The sequence below is a fragment of the Microcella humidisoli genome (assembly GCF_024362325.1).
Lineage (GTDB): Bacteria > Actinomycetota > Actinomycetes > Actinomycetales > Microbacteriaceae > Microcella > Microcella humidisoli.
Map to the genome: position 1 here is coordinate 1029328 of NZ_CP101497.1, position 20970 is coordinate 1050297.

General features: G+C 71.9%; 23 protein-coding genes and 1 tRNA gene. 7 read left to right on the plus strand and 17 right to left on the minus strand.

Annotated elements, in window-relative coordinates; genetic code table 11:
• Window positions 1-57 precede the first annotated feature (57 nt).
• A tRNA-Gly gene (locus NNL39_RS04925) sits at window positions 58-128 on the plus strand.
• 121 nt (window positions 129-249) lie between these two features.
• Here NNL39_RS04925 and NNL39_RS04930 read toward each other — a convergent pair.
• On the minus strand, window positions 250-1875 hold the full coding sequence (locus NNL39_RS04930) for an alpha/beta hydrolase (RefSeq protein ID WP_255160582.1): 1626 nt from the start codon (window positions 1873-1875) through the stop codon (window positions 250-252).
• A 139-nt stretch (window positions 1876-2014) separates the two neighbouring features.
• On the opposite strand from NNL39_RS04930, the gene NNL39_RS04935 reads away from it, so the two are divergent.
• Entirely contained in the window at window positions 2015-2575 is a 561-nt protein-coding gene (locus NNL39_RS04935; protein ID WP_255160583.1) for a hypothetical protein, read from the plus strand.
• 22 nt (window positions 2576-2597) lie between these two features.
• Here NNL39_RS04935 and NNL39_RS04940 read toward each other — a convergent pair whose 3' ends face one another.
• Complete coding sequence (locus tag NNL39_RS04940) at window positions 2598-3923, minus strand: ATP-dependent DNA helicase (protein ID WP_255160584.1); 1326 nt, start codon at window positions 3921-3923, stop codon at window positions 2598-2600.
• 106 nt (window positions 3924-4029) lie between these two features.
• Here NNL39_RS04940 and NNL39_RS04945 point away from each other — a divergent pair, with 106 nt between their 5' ends.
• Window positions 4030-4971, plus strand: coding sequence for a hypothetical protein (locus NNL39_RS04945; protein ID WP_255160585.1), 942 nt, complete (start codon window positions 4030-4032; stop codon window positions 4969-4971).
• On the opposite strand, the gene NNL39_RS04950 is transcribed toward NNL39_RS04945, so the two are convergent.
• From NNL39_RS04950 to NNL39_RS04990, 9 genes are all read right to left on the minus strand, one after another.
• A complete protein-coding gene (locus NNL39_RS04950) occupies window positions 4956-7019 on the minus strand; it encodes a cytochrome c oxidase assembly protein (RefSeq protein WP_255160586.1) in 2064 nt (687 codons plus the stop codon). The two genes, NNL39_RS04945 and NNL39_RS04950, sit on opposite strands and share 16 nt — an antisense overlap.
• A 132-nt stretch (window positions 7020-7151) precedes the next feature.
• Entirely contained in the window at window positions 7152-7424 is a 273-nt protein-coding gene (locus NNL39_RS04955; protein WP_255160587.1) for an HU family DNA-binding protein, read from the minus strand.
• A 208-nt stretch (window positions 7425-7632) separates the two neighbouring features.
• Window positions 7633-7938, minus strand: coding sequence for a 30S ribosomal protein S14 (gene rpsN / locus NNL39_RS04960; RefSeq protein WP_255160588.1), 306 nt, complete (start codon window positions 7936-7938; stop codon window positions 7633-7635).
• Window positions 7939-7941: 3 nt separating this feature from the next.
• Entirely contained in the window at window positions 7942-8109 is a 168-nt protein-coding gene (gene rpmG / locus NNL39_RS04965; RefSeq protein ID WP_137737339.1) for a 50S ribosomal protein L33, read from the minus strand.
• The gene (gene rpmB, locus NNL39_RS04970) at window positions 8109-8345 is read right to left on the minus strand and encodes a 50S ribosomal protein L28 (protein ID WP_255160589.1); all 237 of its coding nucleotides are present in this window, start codon (window positions 8343-8345) and stop codon (window positions 8109-8111) included. Before rpmB ends, rpmG begins: the two co-directional genes overlap by 1 nt.
• Before the next feature lie 165 nt (window positions 8346-8510).
• Window positions 8511-8915, minus strand: a complete 405-nt coding sequence (locus tag NNL39_RS04975) for a Fur family transcriptional regulator (protein WP_255160590.1) — start codon at window positions 8913-8915, stop codon at window positions 8511-8513.
• Complete coding sequence (locus NNL39_RS04980) at window positions 8912-9751, minus strand: metal ABC transporter permease (protein WP_255160591.1); 840 nt, start codon at window positions 9749-9751, stop codon at window positions 8912-8914. The genes NNL39_RS04975 and NNL39_RS04980 overlap by 4 nt, the downstream gene beginning before the upstream one ends.
• Window positions 9748-10578, minus strand: coding sequence for a metal ABC transporter ATP-binding protein (locus tag NNL39_RS04985; RefSeq protein ID WP_255160592.1), 831 nt, complete (start codon window positions 10576-10578; stop codon window positions 9748-9750). Before NNL39_RS04985 ends, NNL39_RS04980 begins: the two co-directional genes overlap by 4 nt.
• A complete protein-coding gene (locus tag NNL39_RS04990; protein ID WP_255160593.1) occupies window positions 10575-11561 on the minus strand; it encodes a metal ABC transporter solute-binding protein, Zn/Mn family in 987 nt (328 codons plus the stop codon). Before NNL39_RS04990 ends, NNL39_RS04985 begins: the two co-directional genes overlap by 4 nt.
• Before the next feature lie 98 nt (window positions 11562-11659).
• Between NNL39_RS04990 and NNL39_RS04995 the strand changes: the two genes are divergently transcribed.
• Window positions 11660-12118, plus strand: a complete 459-nt coding sequence (locus NNL39_RS04995; protein ID WP_255160594.1) for a nitroreductase/quinone reductase family protein — start codon at window positions 11660-11662, stop codon at window positions 12116-12118.
• On the opposite strand, the gene NNL39_RS05000 is transcribed toward NNL39_RS04995, so the two are convergent.
• The 4 genes from NNL39_RS05000 to NNL39_RS05015 are packed head-to-tail and all read right to left on the minus strand — an operon-like array spanning window position 12115 to window position 16661.
• Window positions 12115-13440, minus strand: a complete 1326-nt coding sequence (locus tag NNL39_RS05000) for a dihydrolipoamide acetyltransferase family protein (protein ID WP_255160595.1) — start codon at window positions 13438-13440, stop codon at window positions 12115-12117. The genes NNL39_RS04995 and NNL39_RS05000 overlap by 4 nt on opposite strands.
• Window positions 13441-13456: 16 nt before the next feature.
• Window positions 13457-14437 (minus strand): alpha-ketoacid dehydrogenase subunit beta, encoded by a 981-nt coding sequence (locus tag NNL39_RS05005; protein WP_255160596.1) that lies wholly within the window; start codon window positions 14435-14437, stop codon window positions 13457-13459.
• On the minus strand, window positions 14434-15552 hold the full coding sequence (locus NNL39_RS05010; RefSeq protein WP_255160597.1) for a thiamine pyrophosphate-dependent dehydrogenase E1 component subunit alpha: 1119 nt from the start codon (window positions 15550-15552) through the stop codon (window positions 14434-14436). The genes NNL39_RS05005 and NNL39_RS05010 overlap by 4 nt, the downstream gene beginning before the upstream one ends.
• Window positions 15553-15587: 35 nt before the next feature.
• On the minus strand, window positions 15588-16661 hold the full coding sequence (locus tag NNL39_RS05015) for a histidinol-phosphate transaminase (RefSeq protein ID WP_255160598.1): 1074 nt from the start codon (window positions 16659-16661) through the stop codon (window positions 15588-15590).
• Window positions 16662-16761: 100 nt separating this feature from the next.
• Here NNL39_RS05015 and NNL39_RS05020 point away from each other — a divergent pair, with 100 nt between their 5' ends.
• Entirely contained in the window at window positions 16762-17166 is a 405-nt protein-coding gene (locus tag NNL39_RS05020) for a phage holin family protein (RefSeq protein WP_255160599.1), read from the plus strand.
• 7 nt (window positions 17167-17173) lie between these two features.
• On the opposite strand, the gene NNL39_RS05025 is transcribed toward NNL39_RS05020, so the two are convergent.
• On the minus strand, window positions 17174-18586 hold the full coding sequence (locus NNL39_RS05025) for an alpha/beta hydrolase family protein (RefSeq protein WP_255160600.1): 1413 nt from the start codon (window positions 18584-18586) through the stop codon (window positions 17174-17176).
• The gene (locus tag NNL39_RS05030; RefSeq protein ID WP_255160601.1) at window positions 18583-18885 is read right to left on the minus strand and encodes a hypothetical protein; all 303 of its coding nucleotides are present in this window, start codon (window positions 18883-18885) and stop codon (window positions 18583-18585) included. Before NNL39_RS05030 ends, NNL39_RS05025 begins: the two co-directional genes overlap by 4 nt.
• A 147-nt stretch (window positions 18886-19032) precedes the next feature.
• Between NNL39_RS05030 and NNL39_RS05035 the strand changes: the two genes are divergently transcribed.
• Window positions 19033-19560: a low molecular weight protein-tyrosine-phosphatase gene (locus tag NNL39_RS05035; RefSeq protein WP_255160602.1), complete on the plus strand. Its 528-nt coding sequence runs from the start codon at window positions 19033-19035 to the stop codon at window positions 19558-19560.
• Window positions 19557-20954 carry an adenylosuccinate lyase gene (purB, locus tag NNL39_RS05040; RefSeq protein WP_255160603.1) on the plus strand — a complete coding sequence of 466 codons (1398 nt, stop codon included), beginning with the start codon at window positions 19557-19559 and terminating at the stop codon, window positions 20952-20954. Before NNL39_RS05035 ends, purB begins: the two co-directional genes overlap by 4 nt.
• Window positions 20955-20970 lie beyond the last annotated feature (16 nt).

Sequence of the window (20970 nt, forward strand, 5' to 3'; positions counted from 1 at the left end):
CAGCCTAGCGAGCGGGTCGAGTTCGCTACACTGACAGCGCACCTCCGCGGTGCGACTGGGGATGTAGTTCAATGGCAGAACTTCAGCTTCCCAAGCTGATAGCGCGGGTTCGATTCCCGTCATCCCCTCCGTGCCTATTGCGACGCCGCCGCTCCTGCGGCGTCGCGGCGCTTCCGCGCGACGAGCGCGGTCGCCGCGCTTCGCGTCTCGGCTCTCCTTGACGAGCCCGCCGCTCTGGGGGGGTGGCGGTCAGTCTTCGTCGTCGAGCGCGTAGGACTCGATCTCGGCGCGGAGGGCGTCGAGGGCGGCGGGCGCGAGGCCCGCATCCCCCGTCACGGCGCGCCAGCCGTCGACGACGACGTCGCCGAAATTGTGGCCGTGCCGGGCGGGCACGCTCTGGCCCATGAGCATGTCGATCGTGACCTGCAGGCCGGTGACGACGGGAATCCAGCGCATCGAGGGGCTCACGTCGGGCCCGCGCTGCTCGTCGCGCAACCACTCCGGCTCCGACCACAGCAGGTCGGCCGTGAGCCACGTGATGGGGTCGGTGGCGTGCTGCAGGTAGAGCACGCGCGGCTCGTCCCACGGGCCCGTGAGGCGCTCGAGGTCGCCCGGGCGCGAGATCCAGCGCACGCGCTCACCGCCGTCGAGCACGGGCTGCCAGGCGGGGGATCCGGCGTCGCGAGCCGACTGCAGCTCGCGCCAGAGATCGGCACTCGGGGGGCTGCCGACGAACAGGGCGCCGTCGGTGCGATCGCGCAGCTCATCGAGATCGGCGAAGACCTCCTGAGCACCGTGCGCCCCGAGACTGAGCCCGTAGGTCACGAGGCGTGGGCGGTCGTCGGCCGGAAGCCGTGACCACTCGGCGTGCACGGCCTCGAAGGTCGCGCGCGCCGCGGCGACGGGAGCGTCGGGGTCGAACAGGAACGACACCCAGCTGGGCGTGTAGGCGTACTGCACGGCGACGATCGCCGTGTCGCCCGCGTGCAGGTACTCGACAGCGTCGACCGCCTGGTCTTCGAGCCAGCCTGAGCCGGTCGTCGTCGCGACCACGAGCAGCTCGCGGTCGAACGCGCCGGTGCGCCGCAGTTCGTCGACCGCGAGAGCGGCCCGCTCGTCGACCGTCGCCGCGTTGCCGATGCCGACGTAGACCCGCACGGGCTCGCGCGCCTCGACCCCGGTCAGCCGCTCGATCTCGGCGGCCGACGGGCCGCCCGCGATGAACGCGGCGCCGTGACGGCCGAGCCCCTCCCAGTCGACGACCGAATCGGGCCCCGCCGATCGCACCGCGCTCGCCGGCTCGACGAGATCGGCGTCGGGGGCGCCGTTGCGGTCGGCGTACACCGCATCGATCGCGGCGACGACGCCCATGCCGAACAGCAGCAGCGAGGCCGCGACGACCGCCGAGGCCACGAGCCCGCCGACAGCCCGACCCGCAAGGCGCACGAGGTGCGCGGTCATGCGGCGCACCCCGCGACCGATGACAAGCAGCAGCGCGGCGGTCAGCAGCGCGCCGAGGAGGAAGGCACCGACCGCCACGGCGTCGATGGGCTCGACCTCGACGAGCGCACGCACCTCGTTCTGCCAGCGCACCGCCAGCACCCCGACGACCACGATGACGACGACCGAGAGCACGAGCATCCCGACCCAGAAGAAGCGACGGCCGCGCGGCGAGGGCGTGCGCACGAAGCGCGACCGCACGAACCACCACACGAAGGCGCCGAGCGCATAGCCGATCGCGAAGGAGGCGCCGCTCAGCACGCCCTGCAGCAACGCGGGCCGCGGCAGCAACGACGGGGTGAGCGAGAGCGCGACGACCACGAGACCGACGAGCACGCCGCCGGGATCGAGATGCCACCAGCGCCTCGCCGTCATGCGCTCAGCCTACGACCGCGCAACTGTTCACGACCGCGCGACCGTGTGCGACCGCGCGACGACTCGTGCGCGGTGGACCAAACCAAATCGCGGAGGGCGGCGAAGAAGCAGTACGCAAGGGGAAAGAAGGAGAACGGATATGAGCCGAGTACTCGTGGCGATGACGGCGGCGGGGGCCGCGGTCATCCATGGTGCCGCGGGTGCGACGGCCGCCGACGGGGGCGTCGGCACCGTTCTGCTGATGGCGGGAGCCGCCGAGCTCGCGATCGCGGTGGGGGCCGCGATCGGCGCTCGGTGGCTCCCCGCCGCCCGCACGCTCGCCGTGCTGCTCGCGGTTCCGGTGCTGCTCTGGGCGACGTCGCTGCTCGTCGCCGTGACCGCCGACTCGCCCGCGATCGCGAGTGCACTGGCGACCGTCCCGCTCGCGGGAGCATCGCTGCTGGGTCTGGCCGGGTCGGCATTCGCGGGGGCGGATGCCCGGCGCACGCGGGTGGGGGCCCGCGTGCGCCCGGCCCGCGCCGGAATCGCGCTCGCGACCGCGGCCGTGCTCACGGCGCTCGTCGTGACACCCTCGGTCGCCGCGACGCTGCCGCGCACCGCGACCGAGCCGAGCACCGTCGTCGAACCGCAGCCGGCCGCCCCGACGATCGAGTTCGGCGACCACTCGGGTCACGAGGGCTACGACGGGCTGAGCGACTGAGCGACGTCTAGTCGCACGAGGTCTAGTCGCTCGGCGCAATCGCGCGGCCGATGCCCGGTTCGGCGTCGGCCATGAAGCGGCGCACATCGTCGTCGACGATGATGTCGCTCGGTCGCAACGGCCGCGCGAGGTGCAGCCCGTCGAGCGAGCGGATGCGACTGAGCGCCACGTAGGTCTGCCCCGGCGCGAAGGCGCGGGGTCCGAGGTCGACGATCGCCCGGTCGTAGGTCGAGCCCTGCGACTTGTGGATCGTGACGGCCCAGGCGAGCCGCAGCGGAAACTGGGTGAACTCGGCGACGACATCTTTCGACACGCGCTTCGTCGCGGCGGAGTAGGTGTACTTGTACTTCTCCCACGTGGCGGGCACGACCTCGTGGCTCTCGCCGTCGACGTCGACGAAGACCGTGCGGCCGATGCGCTCGACCGTGCCGAGGCTGCCGTTCACCCAGCGCGGGTGGCCGTCGCCCCCCGTGTCGTTGCGCAAGAACATCACCTGCGCCCCCACCTTGAGCTGCAGCTCCTCGTCGGCGGGGTAGCCGCCCTTCGGCCCGAACTCGCCGACGACGTCGGCGCGCGCCGTCTTGGCGTCTCCGGGCAGGTGGCGCAGCGCATCCATGTTGATGCGTGTGACGGTCGCGTTCGTCGTCGCCAGCGTCAGCACGCCGTCGTCGGGCGCCGGACGCGCGCCGGCCTCGTTGAGGGCGCGCCCGATCTCGGGGGTCACGGTGCCGTGCCGCACGGCCGTGAGCATGGCGCGGAAGTCGGCGTCTTGCTGGCGGTGGATGGTCTGCAGCTCGACAATGCGCAGGTCGGCTTCGGCCCACACCCGCGCATCGAAGAACCACATCGACCGGTAGTGATCGGCGTAGTACGCGCGCTCGCCCTCATCGCGGCCCGGCACCGGGGCGAGCTGGTACGGGTCGCCGAACAGCACCACCTGCACGCCGCCGAAGGGCTCGTGCCGGCGCGCCCGCGCCTGGCGCAGGCGGCGGTCGATCGCATCCATGAGGTCGGCGCTCACCATCGAGACCTCGTCGATCACGACCGTGTCGACCGAGGCGAGCAGCCGGCGCAGTTCTGGCGGGTCATCGAAGTCGTGGTCGGCGATGAGCCCGATCGGCAGGCGGAACAGCGAGTGGATGGTCTGCCCGCCGACATTGAGGGCGGCCACCCCCGTCGGCGCGCACACGACCACCGTGCGATCGGTCGCCGCCACGAAGGCGTCAAGCAGGGTCGACTTGCCGGTGCCCGCGCGGCCCGTGACGAACACGTGCTCGCGCGTCGACGCGATGAGGTCGAGCACCGCGGTCTGCTCGGGGCTGAGCGCGGTGCCGGTGGTCTGCGCCATCTGCCGCCCGCCCTCTCCGCGCCCTCCGACCACTGTAGCCGCGGCGCGCGGGCAGAATCGCACGCACCGCGGTCGGGCGCCCGGGGTGCGCGCCTAGGCTGGGCGCATGTCTCGGGCAGTGCTCGTGTGGGGAGGAGCCGCGGCCGCCATCCTCGGCGTCGGCGCCCTCGCGCTGGGTGCCGTGGCGATGACCGCGACCCCCGCCGCGCACGTGCAGCGCTACCTCGACGCCCTCGCGCGCGACGACCTCGTCACCGTCGCGCGGCTCGCCGGGCTCGAGCCGCCGACCGCGATGCCGCTCGGCGATGAGGGCGAGCCGAGCATCCGCCGCATCGTCAGCAGCCTCGCCGCCCCCGACGGGACGGTGACCGTCGTTGCAGAATACGGCGATGACACGGATGCCGTGCGCGTGCCCTTCGTGCTGCGCCCCGCGCCGCCGACCTTCGGCCTCGTGCCCGCTTGGGCCTTCGCGCAGGCACCGGTGGCCGCGCTCGAGGTCGCGGCCGATCAGCACGACCGTCTCGTCGTGGGCGAGCGCCGCGTGCAGACCGCGTCGCCCGGGGAGTCGGTGCTCGTGAACGCCTTCGTGCCCGCGCGCGTGACGGTGCGCCTCGACGAACCGCTCGTGGTGGCCGACCCCGTGACGGTGCGCGTGCCGGGCGACGCCGGGCCCGTCGTGCTCGCCGTGCGGCCGGCCGAGCGGCTCGACCGCGCGGTCACCGAGCAGGTCGAGGCGCTCCTGATCGCGTGCGCCGAGCAGCAGGTGCTGCAGCCGGCGGGCTGCCCGTTCGGCATCGAGATCGACGACCGCGTGATCGACCGCCCGAGCTGGAGGCTCGTCGAGTCGCCCGCGCTCGCGCTGGCTGCGGGGGAAGAGCCCGGGGTCTGGCTCTGGCGCGGCACGGGAACGGCGGCGATCACGGTGACGGTGCAGCGGCTCTTCGACGGCAGCACCGCCGAGCGCGATGACGAGGTCGAGTTCATCGTGCGGGGCGAGGTCGTGCTCGGTCCTGAGGGTCCGAGACTGACGGTCTACCCGCCCGACTGATCGCGCGTGCCCACCGACGCGGTCGGCTGGCGCCCGGCCCCCGACCGCTCGCTCACGCGGGCCCGGTCGGCGAGCATGGCGTTCCAGGCTTCGAGCTCGGCGTCGCCGTCGCGGTCGGCCTTGCGGTCGAGGCGCGTGCTCTCGCGCTTATCGGCGCGGCTCCAGCTCCACACCACGAGCATCGCGAGCACGAGGGTGGGAATCTCGCCGACGCTCCAGGCGATGCCGCCGCCGGTCTGCTGGTCGGCGAGCGGCGGCTGGCCCCACTCGCGCCCCATCGCCCCGAACCACTCGGGCAGCAGGAGGCCGGTGCCGGTGATGAGCGAGAGGCCGAAGAAGGCGTGGAAGGCCATCGTCGCGAGCAGGATGATGAGTCGGATCGGGTAGGGCGGCCGATACGGCGCGGGGTCGACGCCGATGAGGGCGTTGACGAAGAGGTAGCCGCTGAGCAGGAAGTGCAGCACCATCCACTGGTGGCCGAGGTGGTCGCTCACGGCCCACGAGAAGAGCGGCGAGTAGTAGAACACGAGCAGCGAGACCGCGAACACGACCGAGGCGACGAGCGGGTGCCCCACGATGCCGGCGAAGCGCGAGTGCACGATCGCGAGGATCCATTCGCGCGGCCCGCGCGATCCGTCTTTGCGGGCGTGGATGGCCCGTGCCGCGAGCGTCACGGGCGCCCCGAGCACGAGCATCACGGGAATGCCCATGCTGAGCACCATGTGGCCGAGCATGTGGACGCTGAACAGGTACTTCTCGTACACCGCGAGCCCGCTGCTCGTCACGATGACGAGCGTGATCATGCCGAGCGTCCACAGAATCGTGCGGTGCAGCGGCCAGGCGTCGCCGCGGCGGTGCAGCCGGACGACTCCCGCGAGGTAGAAGAAGGCGCCGAAGCCCGCGAGCAGCGCCCAGAGCAGGTTGAGATCCCACTCGGTGGCGAGGCGCCAGGCCTCGAAGGCGGGCGGCAGCGGTGCTCCCGTGAGGATCTCGGCGGGGCTCGGGTCGGCGAGCTCATCGACGGGTACTTGCGGCACGGGGGTCGCTGTGCGGGCGAGTGCGGTCGCCAGGCCCGAGGCGATGCCCATGAGCGCGAGCTCGGCGCTCACGATGATCCAGAAGGTCGAGCGCGGCCGCTGCTCGCGCTCGAGCCGGCGGATGAGCGATCGCCGGTACGCCGCACCGAAAGCCCCGAGCCCGATGAGGGCCGCGACCTTCGCCGCGACGAGGGCGCCGTAGGGCGTCGCGAGCGCGTCGAGCCCACCCATGCGCAGCTGCGCGCTGACGAGTCCCGAGGCGGCGACGACGATGAACGCGACGAGCGCGATCGTCGAGTATCGCGCGAGCACGATCGGCAGGCGGTCGGCGAGGGCGCGCCGAGCGAGCACGATCGTGAGCAGTCCGCCCACCCACGCGGCGGCGAACACGCTGTGCAGGTAGACGGCGGTCACGGCCGCGTCGTGGTCGGCCGTGCCGCCCGTGTGCCCGGTCTGCGCGACGGGCCAGAGCGCCGCGACCGCGACGACGAGCACACCGGCGAGCACGGCGGGGCTGCGCACGGCGAAGCACAGCACCGTGACGACGGCGGCCATGAGGGTCGTCGCAAGCCAGGCCTGCCCCAGTTCGCGCGTACTCAAGAAGTTCGAAAGCAACGCGCCGAACTGCGGATCAAGCGTCACCGGCTGGGCGTAAATGGCAAGGAAGGTCAAGAACCCGGAGGCCGCAGACGAAACCGTCCAGAGAGCAGCGGATGCGGCGGTCACGTCGAGCGCCCGCCCGAACTCGTCGCGCTCGGGAGCGAGCGCGAGCACGGCGAGCAGCAGGCCACCGATCGCTCCGGCGGCACCGAGCGTGGCCGCGAGCTTGGCCACGGGGAGGCCGTACCGCACCAGTGCCCCCGGGTCGGCGAGCAGGGGGGCCTCGGCCCCGCCACCCACGACGAGGCCCACGAGCAGCGCGATGATCGCGCCGGCGCCGAGCGCGGTGCCGCCGATGAGCCCCCAGGGCAGCAGGGTGGCGCGAGTGCGCGCGGGGGCCGTGATCGTCACCCCTCCAGGCTAGGCGACCGTGCTGAGTGAGGGCGCTGAACGATCACCACCGAGAACGCACGGAGGGCGGCCCCCCGTCATCGGGGGACCGCCCTCACCTCGCGCGGACGCGGGCGTTCGTGGAGCTGCTGGCTACTTGGCGGCGGCCTTCAGCTTGCTGCCGGCGCTGACCTTCACGCCGTACGACGCGGCGATCTGGATGGCCTCGCCGGTCTGGGGGTTGCGACCCGTGCGGGCGTCGCGGTGGGTGCGCTCGAAGGCGATCCAGCCGGGGATGGCGACCTTGGTGCCGCTCTTGACGGCGCCGGAGACGACCGAGAAGAGGCCGTCGATCGCGCGGTTCACATCAGCCTGGCTCAGGCCCGACTCTGCGGCGATAGCCGCGACAAGCTCGGAACGGTTCATGGTGTCCTCCTCGGACCTCAACAGTTTGGTGGAGATGATCCGCAGCCGTGATCTGACCGCGAACCGCCTCGACGGTACCAGCACTCCCGCGAGTTTCCGGGCATTTGCGCGCGAGGCGCGGCAACCCGTCGCGGTCGGCGAAGACAGGAGGAGGGGGCGCCCGATCCGGGCGCCCCCTCCTCGAGGCAGTGCGTGGTGCGAGCGGGTGCTACCAGCTCGACTTGGTGATGCCGGGCAGCTCGCCGCGGTGCGCCATGTCGCGGAACCGCACACGCGAGATGCCGAACTTCGTCAGCACACCGCGGGGGCGGCCGTCGACGGCGTCGCGCGAACGAACGCGCACGGGCGAGGCGTTGCGGGGCAGCTTCTGCAGGCCCTTGCGCGCGGCCTCGCGCGACTCGTCGGTGCCGTTCGGGTCGACGAGCGCCTTCTTCAGCTCGAGTCGCTTCGCGGCGTACCGCTCGACGACAACCTTGCGCTGCTCATTGCGCGCGATCTTGCTCTTCTTCGCCATGACTTAGCGCTCCTCGCGGAATTCGACGTGCTTGCGGATGACCGGGTCGTACTTCTTGAGCACAAGGCGGTCGGGGTCGTTACGACGGTTCTTGCGGGTCACGTAGGTGTACCCGGTGCCGGCGGTCGACTTGAGCTTGATGATCGGACGGACGTCCTGCTGCTTGGCCACTAGATCTTCTCCCCACGAGCGAGCAGGTCCTTCACGACGGCCTCGATGCCACGGGCATCGATCGTCTTGATGCCCTTGGCCGAGAGCGTCAGGGTGACGTTGCGGCGAAGCGACGGCACGAAGTACGTCTTCTTCTGGATGTTCGGGTCGAAACGGCGCTTGGTGCGCCGGTGCGAGTGCGAGATGTTGTGGCCAAAGCCGGGAACGGCTCCGGTCACCTGGCAGACGGCTGCCATGGTTCCTCCAATATGTGGCTACCGTACGGCGAGCGCCGTACCCAAGGTCACTTGTCGGCACGCAGACACCCGGTGCTCCTGAGCAGGAGCGACCTCGTCGATGCGGCTGACGAGACGGGAGCGCGTACAAGACGGGCGGATGGCCGCCCGACACAAACCCCTAGCCTACGACGAAAGGGGGTCGGCCTGCAATCTCGAGCAGGCCTCGCACAGCCCGAAGACGTCGACGACGTGCTCGGCCCGCGTGAAGCCGTGCTCGCCGGCGACCTGCCGAGCCCACTCCTCGACCGCGCGGGCCTCGATCTCGACCGTGAGCCCGCAGTTGCGGCAGATGAGGTGGTGGTGGTGGCTGCCGGGCGTGCAGGCGCGGTAGAGCGCCTCGCCCTCCTGCTGCAGCGAGTCGGCCTCGCCCTCCTCGGCCAGGTCGGCGAGGGCCCGGTAGACGGTGGCGAGCGCGATGCTCGAGCCCGCATCTTTCAACGCCCCATGCAGGGCCTGCGCGCTCACGAAGCCCTCGCGCTCGCTGAGGGCCGTGCGCACGGCCTCGCGCTGCCAGGTGTTGCGCTTCATCGCAGTGCTCCGGCCCGCGCGCCCGCGCGCGAGCCGATGATGCGGCACACCACGTAGATGGCGAACGAGATCGTGGTGATGTATGGGCTGATGGGCAGCGAGCCGCCGATGGCGAGCAGAATGCCGCCGACGGCCGAGACGAGCCCGAAGACCATGCTGAGCACGGGCACCATGACGGGCGAGCTCGAGACGCGCAGCGCTGCGGCCGCCGGCGTCACGAGCAGCGCCATGACGAGCAGCGCGCCGATGATCTGCACCGACACCGCGACCGTGAGCCCCAAGAGCGTCATGAACAGGATGCTCAGGGCCCGGCTCGGCACGCCCCGAGCGCTCGCCACCTCGGCGTCGAGGCTGTCGAAGGCGAGGGGGCGCCAGACGATGAGCAGCGCGACGAGCACGACGATGCTGATGCCGATGAGCAGCCCGAGCTGCGGCAGATCGACGCTGATGATCTGACCCGTGAGCAGCCCGAACTTGTTGCCACTGCGACCCGGGTACAGGGCGAGGAAGAGGATGCCGAGGCCGAGGCCGAACGGCATGAGCACGCCGATGATCGAGTTGCGGTCGCGCGCCTTGGCCCCCAGCACGCCGATGAGGCCCGCGGCGATGAGCGACCCGACGATCGAACCGGCCACGACGTTGAGGCCGAGGAGCAGGGCAGCGGCCGCCCCCGCGAACGAGAGCTCACTGATGCCGTGCACGGCGAAGGCCATGTCGCGCTGCATGACGAAGACGCCGATGAGGCCGCCCACGACGCCGAGCACGGCGGCGGCGATGATCGAGTTCTGCACGAGTGCGAGCAGCTGCAGGTAGGTGGCGGGGTCGACGAACGTCATGCGACGACCTCGTGATGGTGCTCGGCCTCGGGCGTGCCGACGACGATGACGCGCCCGCGCGAGCGGAATACCTCGACGGGCGTGCCGTACAGCCGGCTCAGCACGTCGTCGCGCAGCACCTCGTCGGGGGTGCCGATCGTGAAGCGCCCCTGCGCGAGGTAGAGCACGCGGTCGACGATCGCGAGCACCGGGTTGATGTCGTGCGTCACGAAGACGACGGCCGTGCCATGCTCGCGCCGTCGGGCGTCGATGAGCTCGCTCACCGCGCGCTGGTGCTGCAGGTCGAGGCTCATGAGGGGCTCGTCGCACAGCAGCAGGGTCGGGTCGTCGGCAAGGGCCTGCGCCACCCGCAGCCGCTGCTGCTCGCCGCCCGACAGGCTGCCGAGTGGCCGGTCTGCATAGGACTCTGCTCCGACGGAGGCGAGCAGGGCATCCACTCGTTCGCGATCACCGCGCGTCGAGATCGGCGGCCCCCAGCGGGTGCCGTTGACGCCGAGCGCGACGAGGTCGCGGCCGCGCAGCGGGGTGCCGGGCGCGGCGATCTTCTGCTGCGGGATGTAGCCGATGCGGCGGTGTCCGCGGTGCGCGGCATGACCGCCCACCTGCACCGTGCCCTCGTCGAGGCGGCGCTCGCCGAGCATGGCGCGCAGCAGGCTCGTCTTGCCCGTGCCGTTGCCGCCGAGCACGGCGATGAACTCGCCGGGATGCACGTCGAGATCGAGGCCGCTCCAGAGCTCGCGGTTGCGCACGCGGAGGGCCCCGCCGCGGATGCTGAGCACGGGGCTCGGCGTCGCGGCGGGGCGTCCCGCTGTCGGGTCGGTCGTCACGCCGGGGTCACTGCCCCCACGACCGCTTCGATGTTCGCGCGCATCCACGAGACGTAGTCTTCCCCGTCGGGCAGGGTTTCGACGAATGAGACCACGGGAATCCCCGCCGCCTCGGCCGCCGCGCGCACGCGCTCGGTCTCGGCACTCGCGGTCTGCTCGTTGTAGGCGAGCAGGCGCACTTCGCCCGAGGCGATGAGGTCGAGGGTCTGCTGCAGGGCGAGCGGGGGAACGTCGGCGCCCTCCTCGATGGCCTCGGTGAACTCCTCCGGCGTCTCGTCGTCGAATCCGAGCTCGGCCAGCAGGTAGGCCGGAACAGGCTCGGTCGCGGCGACCACGCCGCCCCCGAGCGCTGCGGCGGCGGCCTCGAGCTCGGCCTCGACGGCCTCGAGCTCGGTCACCCACGCGGCGAGGTTCTGCTCGTACGCAGCCGCGTTCGCGGCGTCGAGCTCGGCGAGCTCGCCGGCGATCGCCGCGGCGACATCGCCCATGACATGCACGTCGTACCAGACGTGCTCGTTGACGCCCTCGAGGTGGCCGTGGCCGTCATCCTCGCTGTGGGCCTCGCCCTCGGAGTGAGCCTCCTCCTCCGAGTGGGCCTCCTCCTCCGAGTGCGCGTCCTCCTCGAGGCCCGCGACGGCGGCGGCCGAGACGACGACGGCCGTCGTGCCCGAGCCCTCGACGAGCAGGTCGATGAAGGGGTCGTAGCCGCCGCCGTTCTCGATGACGAGGTCGGCGCCGGCGATGGCCAGCTGGTCCTGCGCGCTCGCCTCGTAGCTGTGCGGGTCTTGCGCGGCGGAGTCGATGATGCTCGTGACGGTCGCGAGGTCGCCGGCGATCGCCGCGGCGATGTCGCCGTAGACGTTGGTCGAGGCGACGATCGAGAGTCCGGCCGCCTCGGGTGCGGGCGCGGCGCACCCGGTGAGGGCGAGGCCGGCGGCGGAGGCGACGAGCAGGGCGGGAAGAGCGCGGCGGGTCGTGGTCATGGGGTCGATGCTACGGCTTATCGAGAATGGTTGTCAAAACGATTCTCAATAAGGATCAGGCCGGTGACGGCTCAGGATGCTCCGCTACCGTCGCCCGCATGTCGAACCGTCGCGTGATGCTCACCATGACGGGGCTGCACCGCGCGCTGTTGCGTCTGAGCAGAGGGCGGCTGGGCGGGCGGCTCGGCAGCATGCCCGTCATCGAGCTCACCACCCGCGGGCGCCGCAGCGGCGAGCCGCGCACGGCCATCCTCACCGTTCCGCACCGTGAGGCGGGCCCCGGCGGCGAGCGCCTCATCGTGATCGCGAGCCGGGGCGGCGACGACCTGCAGCCTGCGTGGTACCTCAACCTCGTGGCCGAGCCGACCGTGCAGGTGGCGAGGGTCGGCGAGCATCCCCGCCCCTACCGGGCTCGCACGGCCGAGGCCGCCGAGCGGGCGCGACTCTGGCCGCTCGCCGTGCGCGCGTACAGCGGCTACGCCGCGTACCAGCGCAAGACCGAGCGTGAGATCCCGGTCGTGATTCTCGAGCCGACCACCGAGACCGAGGCTGATTAGTCGAGCAGCAGCGCCGGCTCTTCGATGACGCTCGCGACGTCGGCGAGGAACCGGCTCGCGACGTCGCCGTCGACCACGCGGTGATCGAACGAGCCGCCGATCGTCGTGACGAAGCGAGGGCGCACCTCGCCGTCGACGACCCACGGCTTCTGCTTGATCGTGCCGAGCGCGACGATCGCCACCTCGCCCGGGTTCAGGATGGGCGTGCCGGTGTCCATGCCGAAGACGCCGATGTTGGTGATCGTGATCGTGCCGTCGGCCATGTCGGCGGGCTGCAGCTTGCCGTCGCGCGCCGTGTTGGTCATGAGCTCGATCGCCTGGGCGAGCTCGCGCAGGCTCAGATCTTGCGCGTTCTTGATGTTGGGCACGACGAGCCCGCGGGGGGTCGCCGCCGCGAAACCGAAGTTGACGAAGTGGTGCACGATGATCTCGGTGTCGGTCCACGTCGAGTTGACCGTGGGGTTGCGGCGCACCGCCCAGATCATCGCCTTCGCCATGATGAGCAGCGGCGAGACCTTGATGCCCGCGAAGTCGGGGCTCGCCTTGAGGCGCTTGACGAACTCCATCGTGCGGGTCGCGTCGACGTCGACGAAGACGCTCACGTGCGGCGCGCTGAACGCGCTCTTGACCATGCCCGCCGCGATCGCCTTGCGCACGCCCTTCACGGGGATGCGGTCCTCGCGCTCGTTCGGCCACGCGGGGGTCTGGATGTTGCGGAACACGCTCGCCTGCTGTGCGTGCCGGATGACGTCATCGCGCGTGATCTCGCCCGCGAGGCCCGTGGCCGTGACGGCCGTCAGGTCGACGTCGAGGTCTTTCGCGAGCTTGCGGATGGGCGGCTTCGCGATGACCGGACCGGAGTCGGCGGCGGGCACCGAGGCCAGGCGCGGCGCGGCAGCCGGAGCGGGGGCCGCAGAGGCGGGGGCCGCGGCGCGACCGCGCGTGCGGCGCGAGGCGACGTGACCCTTGGCGCCGTAGCCCACGAGCACGGCGCCGGGCTTCTCGGCCTCCGCCTCGCTCGCGATGCTGGATGCCGTGTCGGCGACGCCGGGATCGGTCGCGTCCGAGGGCCCGGCCCCCGCATCCCCCCGCACCGTGATGATCGGGGTGCCGACCTCGACGGTCTGGCCCTCCTCGACGAGCAGGGCGTCGACCGTGCCCGCGAAGGGAGACGGCAGTTCGACGAGCGACTTCGCCGTCTCGATCTCGACGATCACCTGGTTGATGGTGACGGTATCGCCGGGCTTGACGTGCCACGACACGATCTCGGCCTCGGTCAGGCCCTCCCCGACGTCGGGGAGCGGGAACTCGGAGATGCTCACGATTCCTCCAGTGCGATCAGTAGGCCAGGGCGCGGTCGACGGCGTGCAGGATGCGGTCGACGTCGGGCAGGTAGGCGCCCTCGAGCTTGGCCGGGGGGAACGGGGTGTCGTAGCCGCTCACGCGCAGCACGGGGGCCTCGAGCGAGTAGAACGCCTTCTCGGTCACCGTCGCGGCGATCTCCGAGCCGATGCTCACCGAGCCCGGCGCTTCCTGCGCCAGGACGAGCCGGCCCGTGCGGCGCACCGAGTCGAGCAGCGGAGCGTAGTCGATGGGCGAGAGCGAGCGCAGGTCGACGACCTCGAGGCTCGTGCCCTCCTCGGCGGCGACCTCGGCGGCATCGAGCAGCATGCTCACCATGGCGCCGTGGCCCACGACCGTCACATCGGTTCCCGCGCGCACGATGCGCGAGGCGTGAAGGTCGGCACCGGGTGACGCCCGGTCGACCTCGCCCTTGGGCCAGTAGCGGCTCTTGGGCTCGAAGACCATGACGGGGTCGGTGCTCGCGATCGCCTGCTGGATCATCCAGTAGGCATCATGCGGGGTCGCGGGGCTCACGAGACGCAGGCCCGCGGTGTGGGCGAAGTAGGCCTCGGGGCTCTCCTGGTGGTGCTCGACCGCGCCGATGTGGCCGCCATAGGGCACGCGGATGACGACGGGCAGCTGCAGCGCCCCCTCGTGCCGCGCGGTGAGCTTGGCGAGCTGCGTCGTGATCTGGTCGAAGGCCGGGAAGATGAAGCCGTCGAACTGAATCTCGACGACGGGTCGGTAGCCGCGCATCGCGAGCCCGATCGCGGCCCCGACGATGCCCGACTCGGCGAGCGGGGTGTCGAGCACGCGGTGGGCGCCGAACTGCTGCTGCAGGCCCTCGGTCACGCGGAAGACGCCGCCGAGCGGGCCGATGTCCTCCCCCATGAGGATGACCTTCTCGTCGGCCTGCATCGCGGCGGCGAGGCCGAGCGTGAGGGCCTTGGCCATGGTCAGGGTCTCGACCGTCATGAGGCACCCCCCTCGAACGAGGCCTCGTAGTCGGCGAGGGCCTGGCGCTGCGCCTCCATGACCGGATGCGGCTGGCTGTAGACGTGCTCGAACATCGAGTCGGCCGCGGGCGGCTCGAGGGCGAGGGTGCGGGCGCGCGCCTCGGAGGCGAACTGCTCGGCCTCGTCGTGCACCTCGGTGAAGAAGGCCTCGCTCTCGCCGAGTCCGCGCAAGTAGGTCTCGAAGCGGCTGATCGGGTCGCGCTCCTGCCAGTAGTGCAGCTCGTCGTCGTCGCGGTACTTCGTCGGGTCGTCGCTCGTGGTGTGGGCACCCATGCGGTACGTGAGCGCCTCGATGAACTGCGGGCCGTCTCCCGCGCGTGCGGCGTCGAGACTCGCGGCCGTCGCGGCGTAGCTCATGAGCACGTCGTTGCCGTCGATCTGCACGCTCGGAATACCGAAGCCGCGCGGCCGGTGGAAGAGCGGCGTGCGCGACTGCACGCGCACGGGCACCGAGATGGCCCAATGGTTGTTCTGCAGGAAGAACACCTGCGGGGTCTGGTAGCTCTGCGCGAAGACGAAGGCCTCGTTCACGTCGCCCTGGCTCGTGGCCCCGTCGCCGAAGTAGACGAGCACGGCCGTGTCGGTCTCGGGGTCGCCCGTGCCGACCAGGCCGTCGAAGCGCAGCCCCATGGCGTAGCCCGTGGCATGCAGGGTCTGCGAGCCGATCACGAGCGTGTAGAGGTGGAAGTTGCCCGTCTCGGCCGGGTTCCAGCCCCCGTGCGTGAGGCCGCGCAGCATCTTGATGATCTGCACGACGTCGAGTCCGCGGATATGCCCGACCGCGTGCTCGCGGTAGGCGGGGAAGATGTGGTCGTGGGCCCGAGCGGCGAAGCCCGAGCCGACCTGGGCGGCCTCCTGGCCGAGGCTCGGAATCCACAGGGCGAGCTGGCCCTGGCGCTGCAGGTTGCCGGCCTCGATGTCGAAGCGCCGGATGACGCGCATCGTGCGGTAGAACTCGCGCAACTGCTGCTCGGTGAGAGCATCCACATAGGGCAGGTAGGCCTCGGTGGCGTCGCTCGCGACCCGCGTTCCGTCGGGCGCGAGCAGCTGCAGCGTCTCCGGGGTGTACGACATGCGTTCCACTCTAGGCCCGGCGGTGGGGGCCGAAGTCAGAGGGTTCGAACAACCTCGCCCGCGACCGCCAGCAGAGATTCCACAGACTCGGCCTCGCCGATCGAGACACGGATGCCCTCCGGAGGGAACACGCGCGCGACGATCCCGGCACTGGCGAAAGCCTCGCCCGCGGCGGCCGTGGCCGGCCCGGTCGGCAGCCACACGAAGTTGCCCTGCGATACCGGCACCTGCCAGCCCTGCTCGCGCAGCGCGGCCTGCACGGTGTCGCGCCGCGCCGCGAGCGCGCGCACCCGCGCGAGCAGTTCGGGCTCGACCTGCATCGCCGCGAGCACGGCGCGCTGCGCGGCCTCGGTGACGCTGAGCGGAATCGCCGTGCTGCGCGCGGCGTCGAGCACCGCGACGGGGCCGATCGCGTAGCCGACGCGCAGACCCGCGAGCCCGTAGGCCTTCGAGAACGTGCGCAGGATGACGAGGTTGGGGTAGCGGTGCACGAGCTCGGCCCCGTCGACCGCCGCGGGATCGTCGATGAACTCGGCGTAGGCCTCGTCGAGGATGACGAGCAGGTCGCTCGGCACGGCCGCCATGAACTGCGCGAACTCCTCCGCTGTCACGACCGTGCCCGTGGGGTTGTTCGGCGTGCAGACGATCACGGCGCGCGTGCGGTCGGTGACGGACGCGGCCATCGCGGGCAGGTCGTGGCGGGCATCCGCCGTGAGCGGCACGCGCACGCTCGTCGCCCCCGCGACCGTCACGAGACCGGGGTAGGCCTCGAAGCTGCGCCAGGCGAAGACGACCTCGTCGCCGACGGTGGCCGCGGCGCTGATGAGCTGCGCGAGCAGCGCGACCGATCCGGCCCCCACGATGATCTCGTCGGGGGTCACGCCGTGGCGCGCGGCCAGGCGCTCGCGCACGACGAGGGCCGTGGCATCCGGATAGCGGTTGATATCGAGGTCGCGGATGGCCGCGAGCACCGCCGGATGCGGGGGGAAGGGGTTCTCGTTGCTCGACAGCTTGAAGGCCTCGGGCGAGGCCGCTCGGCCCTGCTTGTAGGCGGGCAGCGCGACGATCTCGGGGCGCAGGCGCACGGCGGGCGCGGGGGTCTCGGTCACGCGCTCAGCCTATGTCGGACGCGCCGAGGACCCGGTGTTCGCCGCCTGCTCGCCCGCCGTTCGATTGCCGGGCGCGCGCCGGGCCGTGCATAGTTGTCGCATGGGACGCTTCCTGATCCGCCTGATCATCAACACCATCGCGCTGTGGCTGACCACGCTCATCGTCGAAGGGGTGAAGGTCGTCTCGTACGGCGTCGAGGGTGACACGGTCGCGCTCGTGCTCACCTATCTCATCGTCGGCGCGATCTTCGGCATCGTGAACGCCGTCATCGGCAACGCGATCCGCATCGTCGCCTTCCCGCTGTACATCCTCACGCTCGGGCTCATCGCGCTCATCGTCAACGGGCTGCTGCTGCTGCTCGTCGCGTGGATCTCGAGCCTGCTCGGCTTCGGCCTCACGGTCGACGGCTTCTGGTGGGGCGTGCTCGGCGCCGTCGTGCTCGGCCTGCTGAGCTGGCTCATCGGCGTGCTGCTGCGCCCCTTCGTCCCGCGCAAGCGCTCCTGATCGCCCGCTAGTCCGCGCCCGTGCGCGGAATCCGCGTGGCCGTCCACGCGGTGCGCTCCCCGGCGCCGGTCGGCCGCGGCAGCGCGTCGATCGCGGCCCGCAGCGCGGCACTGTCGTGGCTGTCGGCGGCGGATGCGGTGCGGCGGTAGCGCTCGAGATCGTGTGCCGGCAGCATCCCCTCGGTCTGCTCGTCGGCCCGCAGGCCATCGCCCCGCACGATGACGGCGGTCGACTCGCGGCGGATGCCCGAGAGCACCGGCACGAGATCCTCCCGGTGCTCGATGACGATCGCGGGGTAGTCGCCGCGCACGGGCAGGTCGCCGCTCGGCGCCCCGACGGTGAGGAGGCCGGTCGTGCGATAGTCGCCCGACTCGGCGAGCACGGTCGCGATCGCGCCGCCCTGCGAGTAGCCGGTGAAGACGATCGAGGTCGTGCTCGTCACCCCCTCGGCGTCGAGCGCCGCGCGCACGGCCTGCACCGACGAGGCCGGTTCGCCCGCGATGATCGCCACGTTGCTCGCCATGTCCCAGGGCCGGTCGCCACCGAGCTCGGCCTGCGCATCGGTGCCGGCGATGAAGACCTCGACGTGCGGGCTGCCGTCGGCGAGCACGTAGCGCTCGATGACGATGGGCGCCGCCGGTTCGGGGATGCGCCCCGCGCGGTCGGCGAGCGAGGTCGGGGGCGCGACGGGGCGCGACTCGCCACCGCGCCGCAGGTCAGCGCCCACACGGTCGATGCGCACGGGGTCGACCCCGCTCGCGCCGGCGAGCGCGGCGAGCCCGACGACGGCGAGCGCCGCCGAGTCGAGGCCGACGGCGCCGAGCCCCGTCTCTCCGATCGCGGCAACGAGGGCAGGGGGCACCCCGGCCGCCCCGAGCGCGGCATCGTCGGCGAGCGAGAGCGCGAAGCGCAGCGCCTCGAGGGCGGCGGGCTCGCTCAGCACTGCAGGCAGCGGTCCGTCGCCGATGGCCGCGCCGAGCGCCTGCCGCTGCTCGGGCGGCACGAGCCCCCAGAGCGCGGCGGCGCGGCCCGCCGCCGTCACGAGCGCCGGCAGCAGCAGCACGCCGAGCCGCGACAGCAGCAACCCCGCCGCCGCCGCGAGCTGCGCCGCGACCGCCTCGAGAGCCCGGGCGGTCGCCGCCTCGGCGCTCTCGTACAGCGTCGCCGCGTCGTGCAGCGAACGGGCGAGCGCCGCGAGTCGCTCGGCAGACGTGCGCGCCGCGCCCTGCACCTGCCAGAGGTCGGCGTCGCGCCCCGCGCTCTCACCCGTGCGCAGCGGCGGGATGCGCAGCACGACTTCGCCGCAGTGCGCGCTCGCGCTCCGCAGCGCGCCCGCCAGCCGCTCGAGCTCGTCGGTCGCCACGGCGGCCCCGACCCCCACCGCCAGCCCGCCCGGCCCGCCCGCGAGACCGCTCGTCACGGCGCCCCCGCACCGACGGGATCATGCGCCGCGAGCAGCGCCGCGTGCTCGAGCTGGATGCGCACGCCCTCGAGGCGATCGGCTTCGCGTCGTAACCGCGCCCGCTCGAGGTCGATCGCGGTCTGCAGGGCCTCGCGCGCGGGGCCCCACCAGTGCTCGATGTGTTCGGGTCGGGGCAGCGCGAGCACGACGTCGTCGAGCCGGTGCCGCAGGTCGGCGACGAGCACGGCCTGTCGCTGCAGTTCGCTCGCCCGGTCGCCACCCGAGCCCGGGGGGAGGCACGCGGCAGCGTCGAGCATGCGGGGCTCCTCTCCGCGGCGGCGCCGCATCCCTCGGCCCGAGCGTGCCGCATCGCGCCGCGCCGGCCGGTGGCGAGCGCGCCCGCTCGGGCCGGGCCCGCGGCCGCCGCGGGTGTGGAGGAGTGCCGACTGGGCCACAATGGGGGCATGAGCTTCGACCGGGTCCTCGATGCACCCGGCATGTTCCGCATCTGCTTCGTCTGCACGGGCAACATCTGCCGCTCGCCCATGGCCGAGGCGATCTTCCGCGAACTCATCCGCGCGCGTGGCTGGGAGCAGCACGTGAGCGTGCACTCGGCCGGCACGGGCGAGTGGCACGTGGGGGAGAGCAGCGACCCGCGCACCGTCGCGTCGCTGCGCGCCCGCGGCTACGACGGCGGGGCGCACCGGGCCCGGCAGTTCGACGTGACGTGGTTCGAGAGCCTCGACCTCATCATCGCGTTCGACCGCACGCACGAGCGCATCCTCAAGTCGTGGGCGCCCGACGACGACGCGCGCGCGAAGGTGCACCTGCTGCTGAGCTTCGACCCCGATGCCGGCGGTGCGCTCGACGTGCCCGACCCCTACTACTCCGACGCGGCGATGTTCGACGCCGTGCTCGGCATGATCGAGCGGTCGTGCCTCGCGCTCTTCCGCCAGCTCGAACCCGGCATACGACAGGGAGTCGTCTCATGAGCCCGCTCAGCATCCAGCCCCTCAGCCCGCTCGACGGGCGCTACCAGGCCCAGGTCGCCGCACTCGGCGAGCACCTCAGCGAGGCGGGTCTCAACCGCGCCCGCATCCAGGTCGAGGTCGAATGGCTCATCCACCTCACCGACGCCGAGTTGTTCGGATCCCGCCGGCTGACGGCCGACGAGGCCCGCCAGTTGCGGGCGATCGTCACGGAGTTCGGCGACGACGACATCGCCGACCTCGCCCGCCGCGAGGCCGTCACGCGCCACGACGTCAAAGCCGTCGAGTACCTCGTGCGCGACAAGCTCGCCGCGCTGGGCCTCACCGAGATCGCCGAGCTCACGCACTTCGCGTGCACGAGCGAAGACATCAACAACCTCGCCTACGCGCTCACGATCCGCGCGGCCGTTCGCGATGTGTGGATGCCGCGCGCACGCTCGCTCGTCGAGACCCTGCGCGCCCTCGCCCTCGAGCTGCGCGACCAACCGATGCTCGCGCACACCCACGGCCAGCCCGCGACGCCCACCACGATGGGCAAGGAGCTCGCCGTCACCGTCCACCGGCTCGAGCTGCTGCTCGCCACGGTCGACGCGATCGAGTACCGCGGCAAGTTCTCGGGCGCCACCGGCACCTTCTCGGCGCACCTCGCCGCCGAACCCGACCACGACTGGATCAGCGCATCCCGCGACTTCGTCACGGGGCTCGGGCTCACCTGGAACCCGCTCACGACGCAGATCGAGTCGCACGACTGGCAGGCGCAGCTCTACCAGCGCATCAGTCACGTCGGGCGCGTGCTGCACAACCTCTGCACCGACGTGTGGAGCTACATCTCGATGGGCTACTTCCGGCAGATCCCCCAGCCGGGTGCGACGGGCTCGTCGACCATGCCCCACAAGATCAACCCGATCCGCTTCGAGAACGCCGAAGCCAACCTCGAGCTCGCGAGCGCCCTGCTCGACTCGCTCGCCGCGACACTCGTGACCTCGCGCCTCCAGCGCGACCTGACCGACTCGACGACGCAGCGCAATGTCGGCGTCGCGCTCGGCCACTCGCTGCTCGCCCTCGACAACATCAGCAAGGGCCTCGGCGAGATCGCGATCGATCCGGATGCGCTCGCGCGCGATCTCGACGGCAACTGGGAGGTGCTCGGCGAGGCGATCCAGACGGTCATCCGCGCGGAGGTCACCGCGGGCCGCAGCTCGATCGCCGACCCGTACGCGATGCTGAAAGAGCTCACGCGCGGTCACCGCATCGGCGGGGACGAGCTGCGGGCCTTCGTCGAGGGGCTCGACATCTCGAGCGAGGCGAAAGCCCGGCTCGTCGCGCTCACGCCGCACGGCTACGTGGGCGCCGCATCCCGTCTCGTCGACTTCATCGATCCGGCACTCGCCGAGTAGCGGCGCGCGCGACCAG

What these genes read in the sequence shown, in the direction of transcription:
- NNL39_RS04930 (WP_255160582.1), bottom strand. Translation starts at nt 1,875, where the DNA reads ATGACGGCGAGGCGCTGGTGGCATCTCGATCCCGGCGGCGTGCTCGTC.
- NNL39_RS04935 (WP_255160583.1), top strand. Translation starts at nt 2,015, where the DNA reads ATGAGCCGAGTACTCGTGGCGATGACGGCGGCGGGGGCCGCGGTCATC.
- NNL39_RS04940 (WP_255160584.1), bottom strand. Translation starts at nt 3,923, where the DNA reads ATGGCGCAGACCACCGGCACCGCGCTCAGCCCCGAGCAGACCGCGGTG.
- NNL39_RS04945 (WP_255160585.1), top strand. Translation starts at nt 4,030, where the DNA reads ATGTCTCGGGCAGTGCTCGTGTGGGGAGGAGCCGCGGCCGCCATCCTC.
- NNL39_RS04955 (WP_255160587.1), bottom strand. Translation starts at nt 7,424, where the DNA reads ATGAACCGTTCCGAGCTTGTCGCGGCTATCGCCGCAGAGTCGGGCCTG.
- rpsN (WP_255160588.1), bottom strand. Translation starts at nt 7,938, where the DNA reads ATGGCGAAGAAGAGCAAGATCGCGCGCAATGAGCAGCGCAAGGTTGTC.
- rpmB (WP_255160589.1), bottom strand. Translation starts at nt 8,345, where the DNA reads ATGGCAGCCGTCTGCCAGGTGACCGGAGCCGTTCCCGGCTTTGGCCAC.
- NNL39_RS04975 (WP_255160590.1), bottom strand. Translation starts at nt 8,915, where the DNA reads ATGAAGCGCAACACCTGGCAGCGCGAGGCCGTGCGCACGGCCCTCAGC.
- NNL39_RS04980 (WP_255160591.1), bottom strand. Translation starts at nt 9,751, where the DNA reads ATGACGTTCGTCGACCCCGCCACCTACCTGCAGCTGCTCGCACTCGTG.
- NNL39_RS04990 (WP_255160593.1), bottom strand. Translation starts at nt 11,561, where the DNA reads ATGACCACGACCCGCCGCGCTCTTCCCGCCCTGCTCGTCGCCTCCGCC.
- NNL39_RS04995 (WP_255160594.1), top strand. Translation starts at nt 11,660, where the DNA reads ATGTCGAACCGTCGCGTGATGCTCACCATGACGGGGCTGCACCGCGCG.
- NNL39_RS05005 (WP_255160596.1), bottom strand. Translation starts at nt 14,437, where the DNA reads ATGACGGTCGAGACCCTGACCATGGCCAAGGCCCTCACGCTCGGCCTC.
- NNL39_RS05010 (WP_255160597.1), bottom strand. Translation starts at nt 15,552, where the DNA reads ATGTCGTACACCCCGGAGACGCTGCAGCTGCTCGCGCCCGACGGAACG.
- NNL39_RS05020 (WP_255160599.1), top strand. Translation starts at nt 16,762, where the DNA reads ATGGGACGCTTCCTGATCCGCCTGATCATCAACACCATCGCGCTGTGG.
- NNL39_RS05030 (WP_255160601.1), bottom strand. Translation starts at nt 18,885, where the DNA reads ATGCTCGACGCTGCCGCGTGCCTCCCCCCGGGCTCGGGTGGCGACCGG.
- NNL39_RS05035 (WP_255160602.1), top strand. Translation starts at nt 19,033, where the DNA reads ATGAGCTTCGACCGGGTCCTCGATGCACCCGGCATGTTCCGCATCTGC.
- purB (WP_255160603.1), top strand. Translation starts at nt 19,557, where the DNA reads ATGAGCCCGCTCAGCATCCAGCCCCTCAGCCCGCTCGACGGGCGCTAC.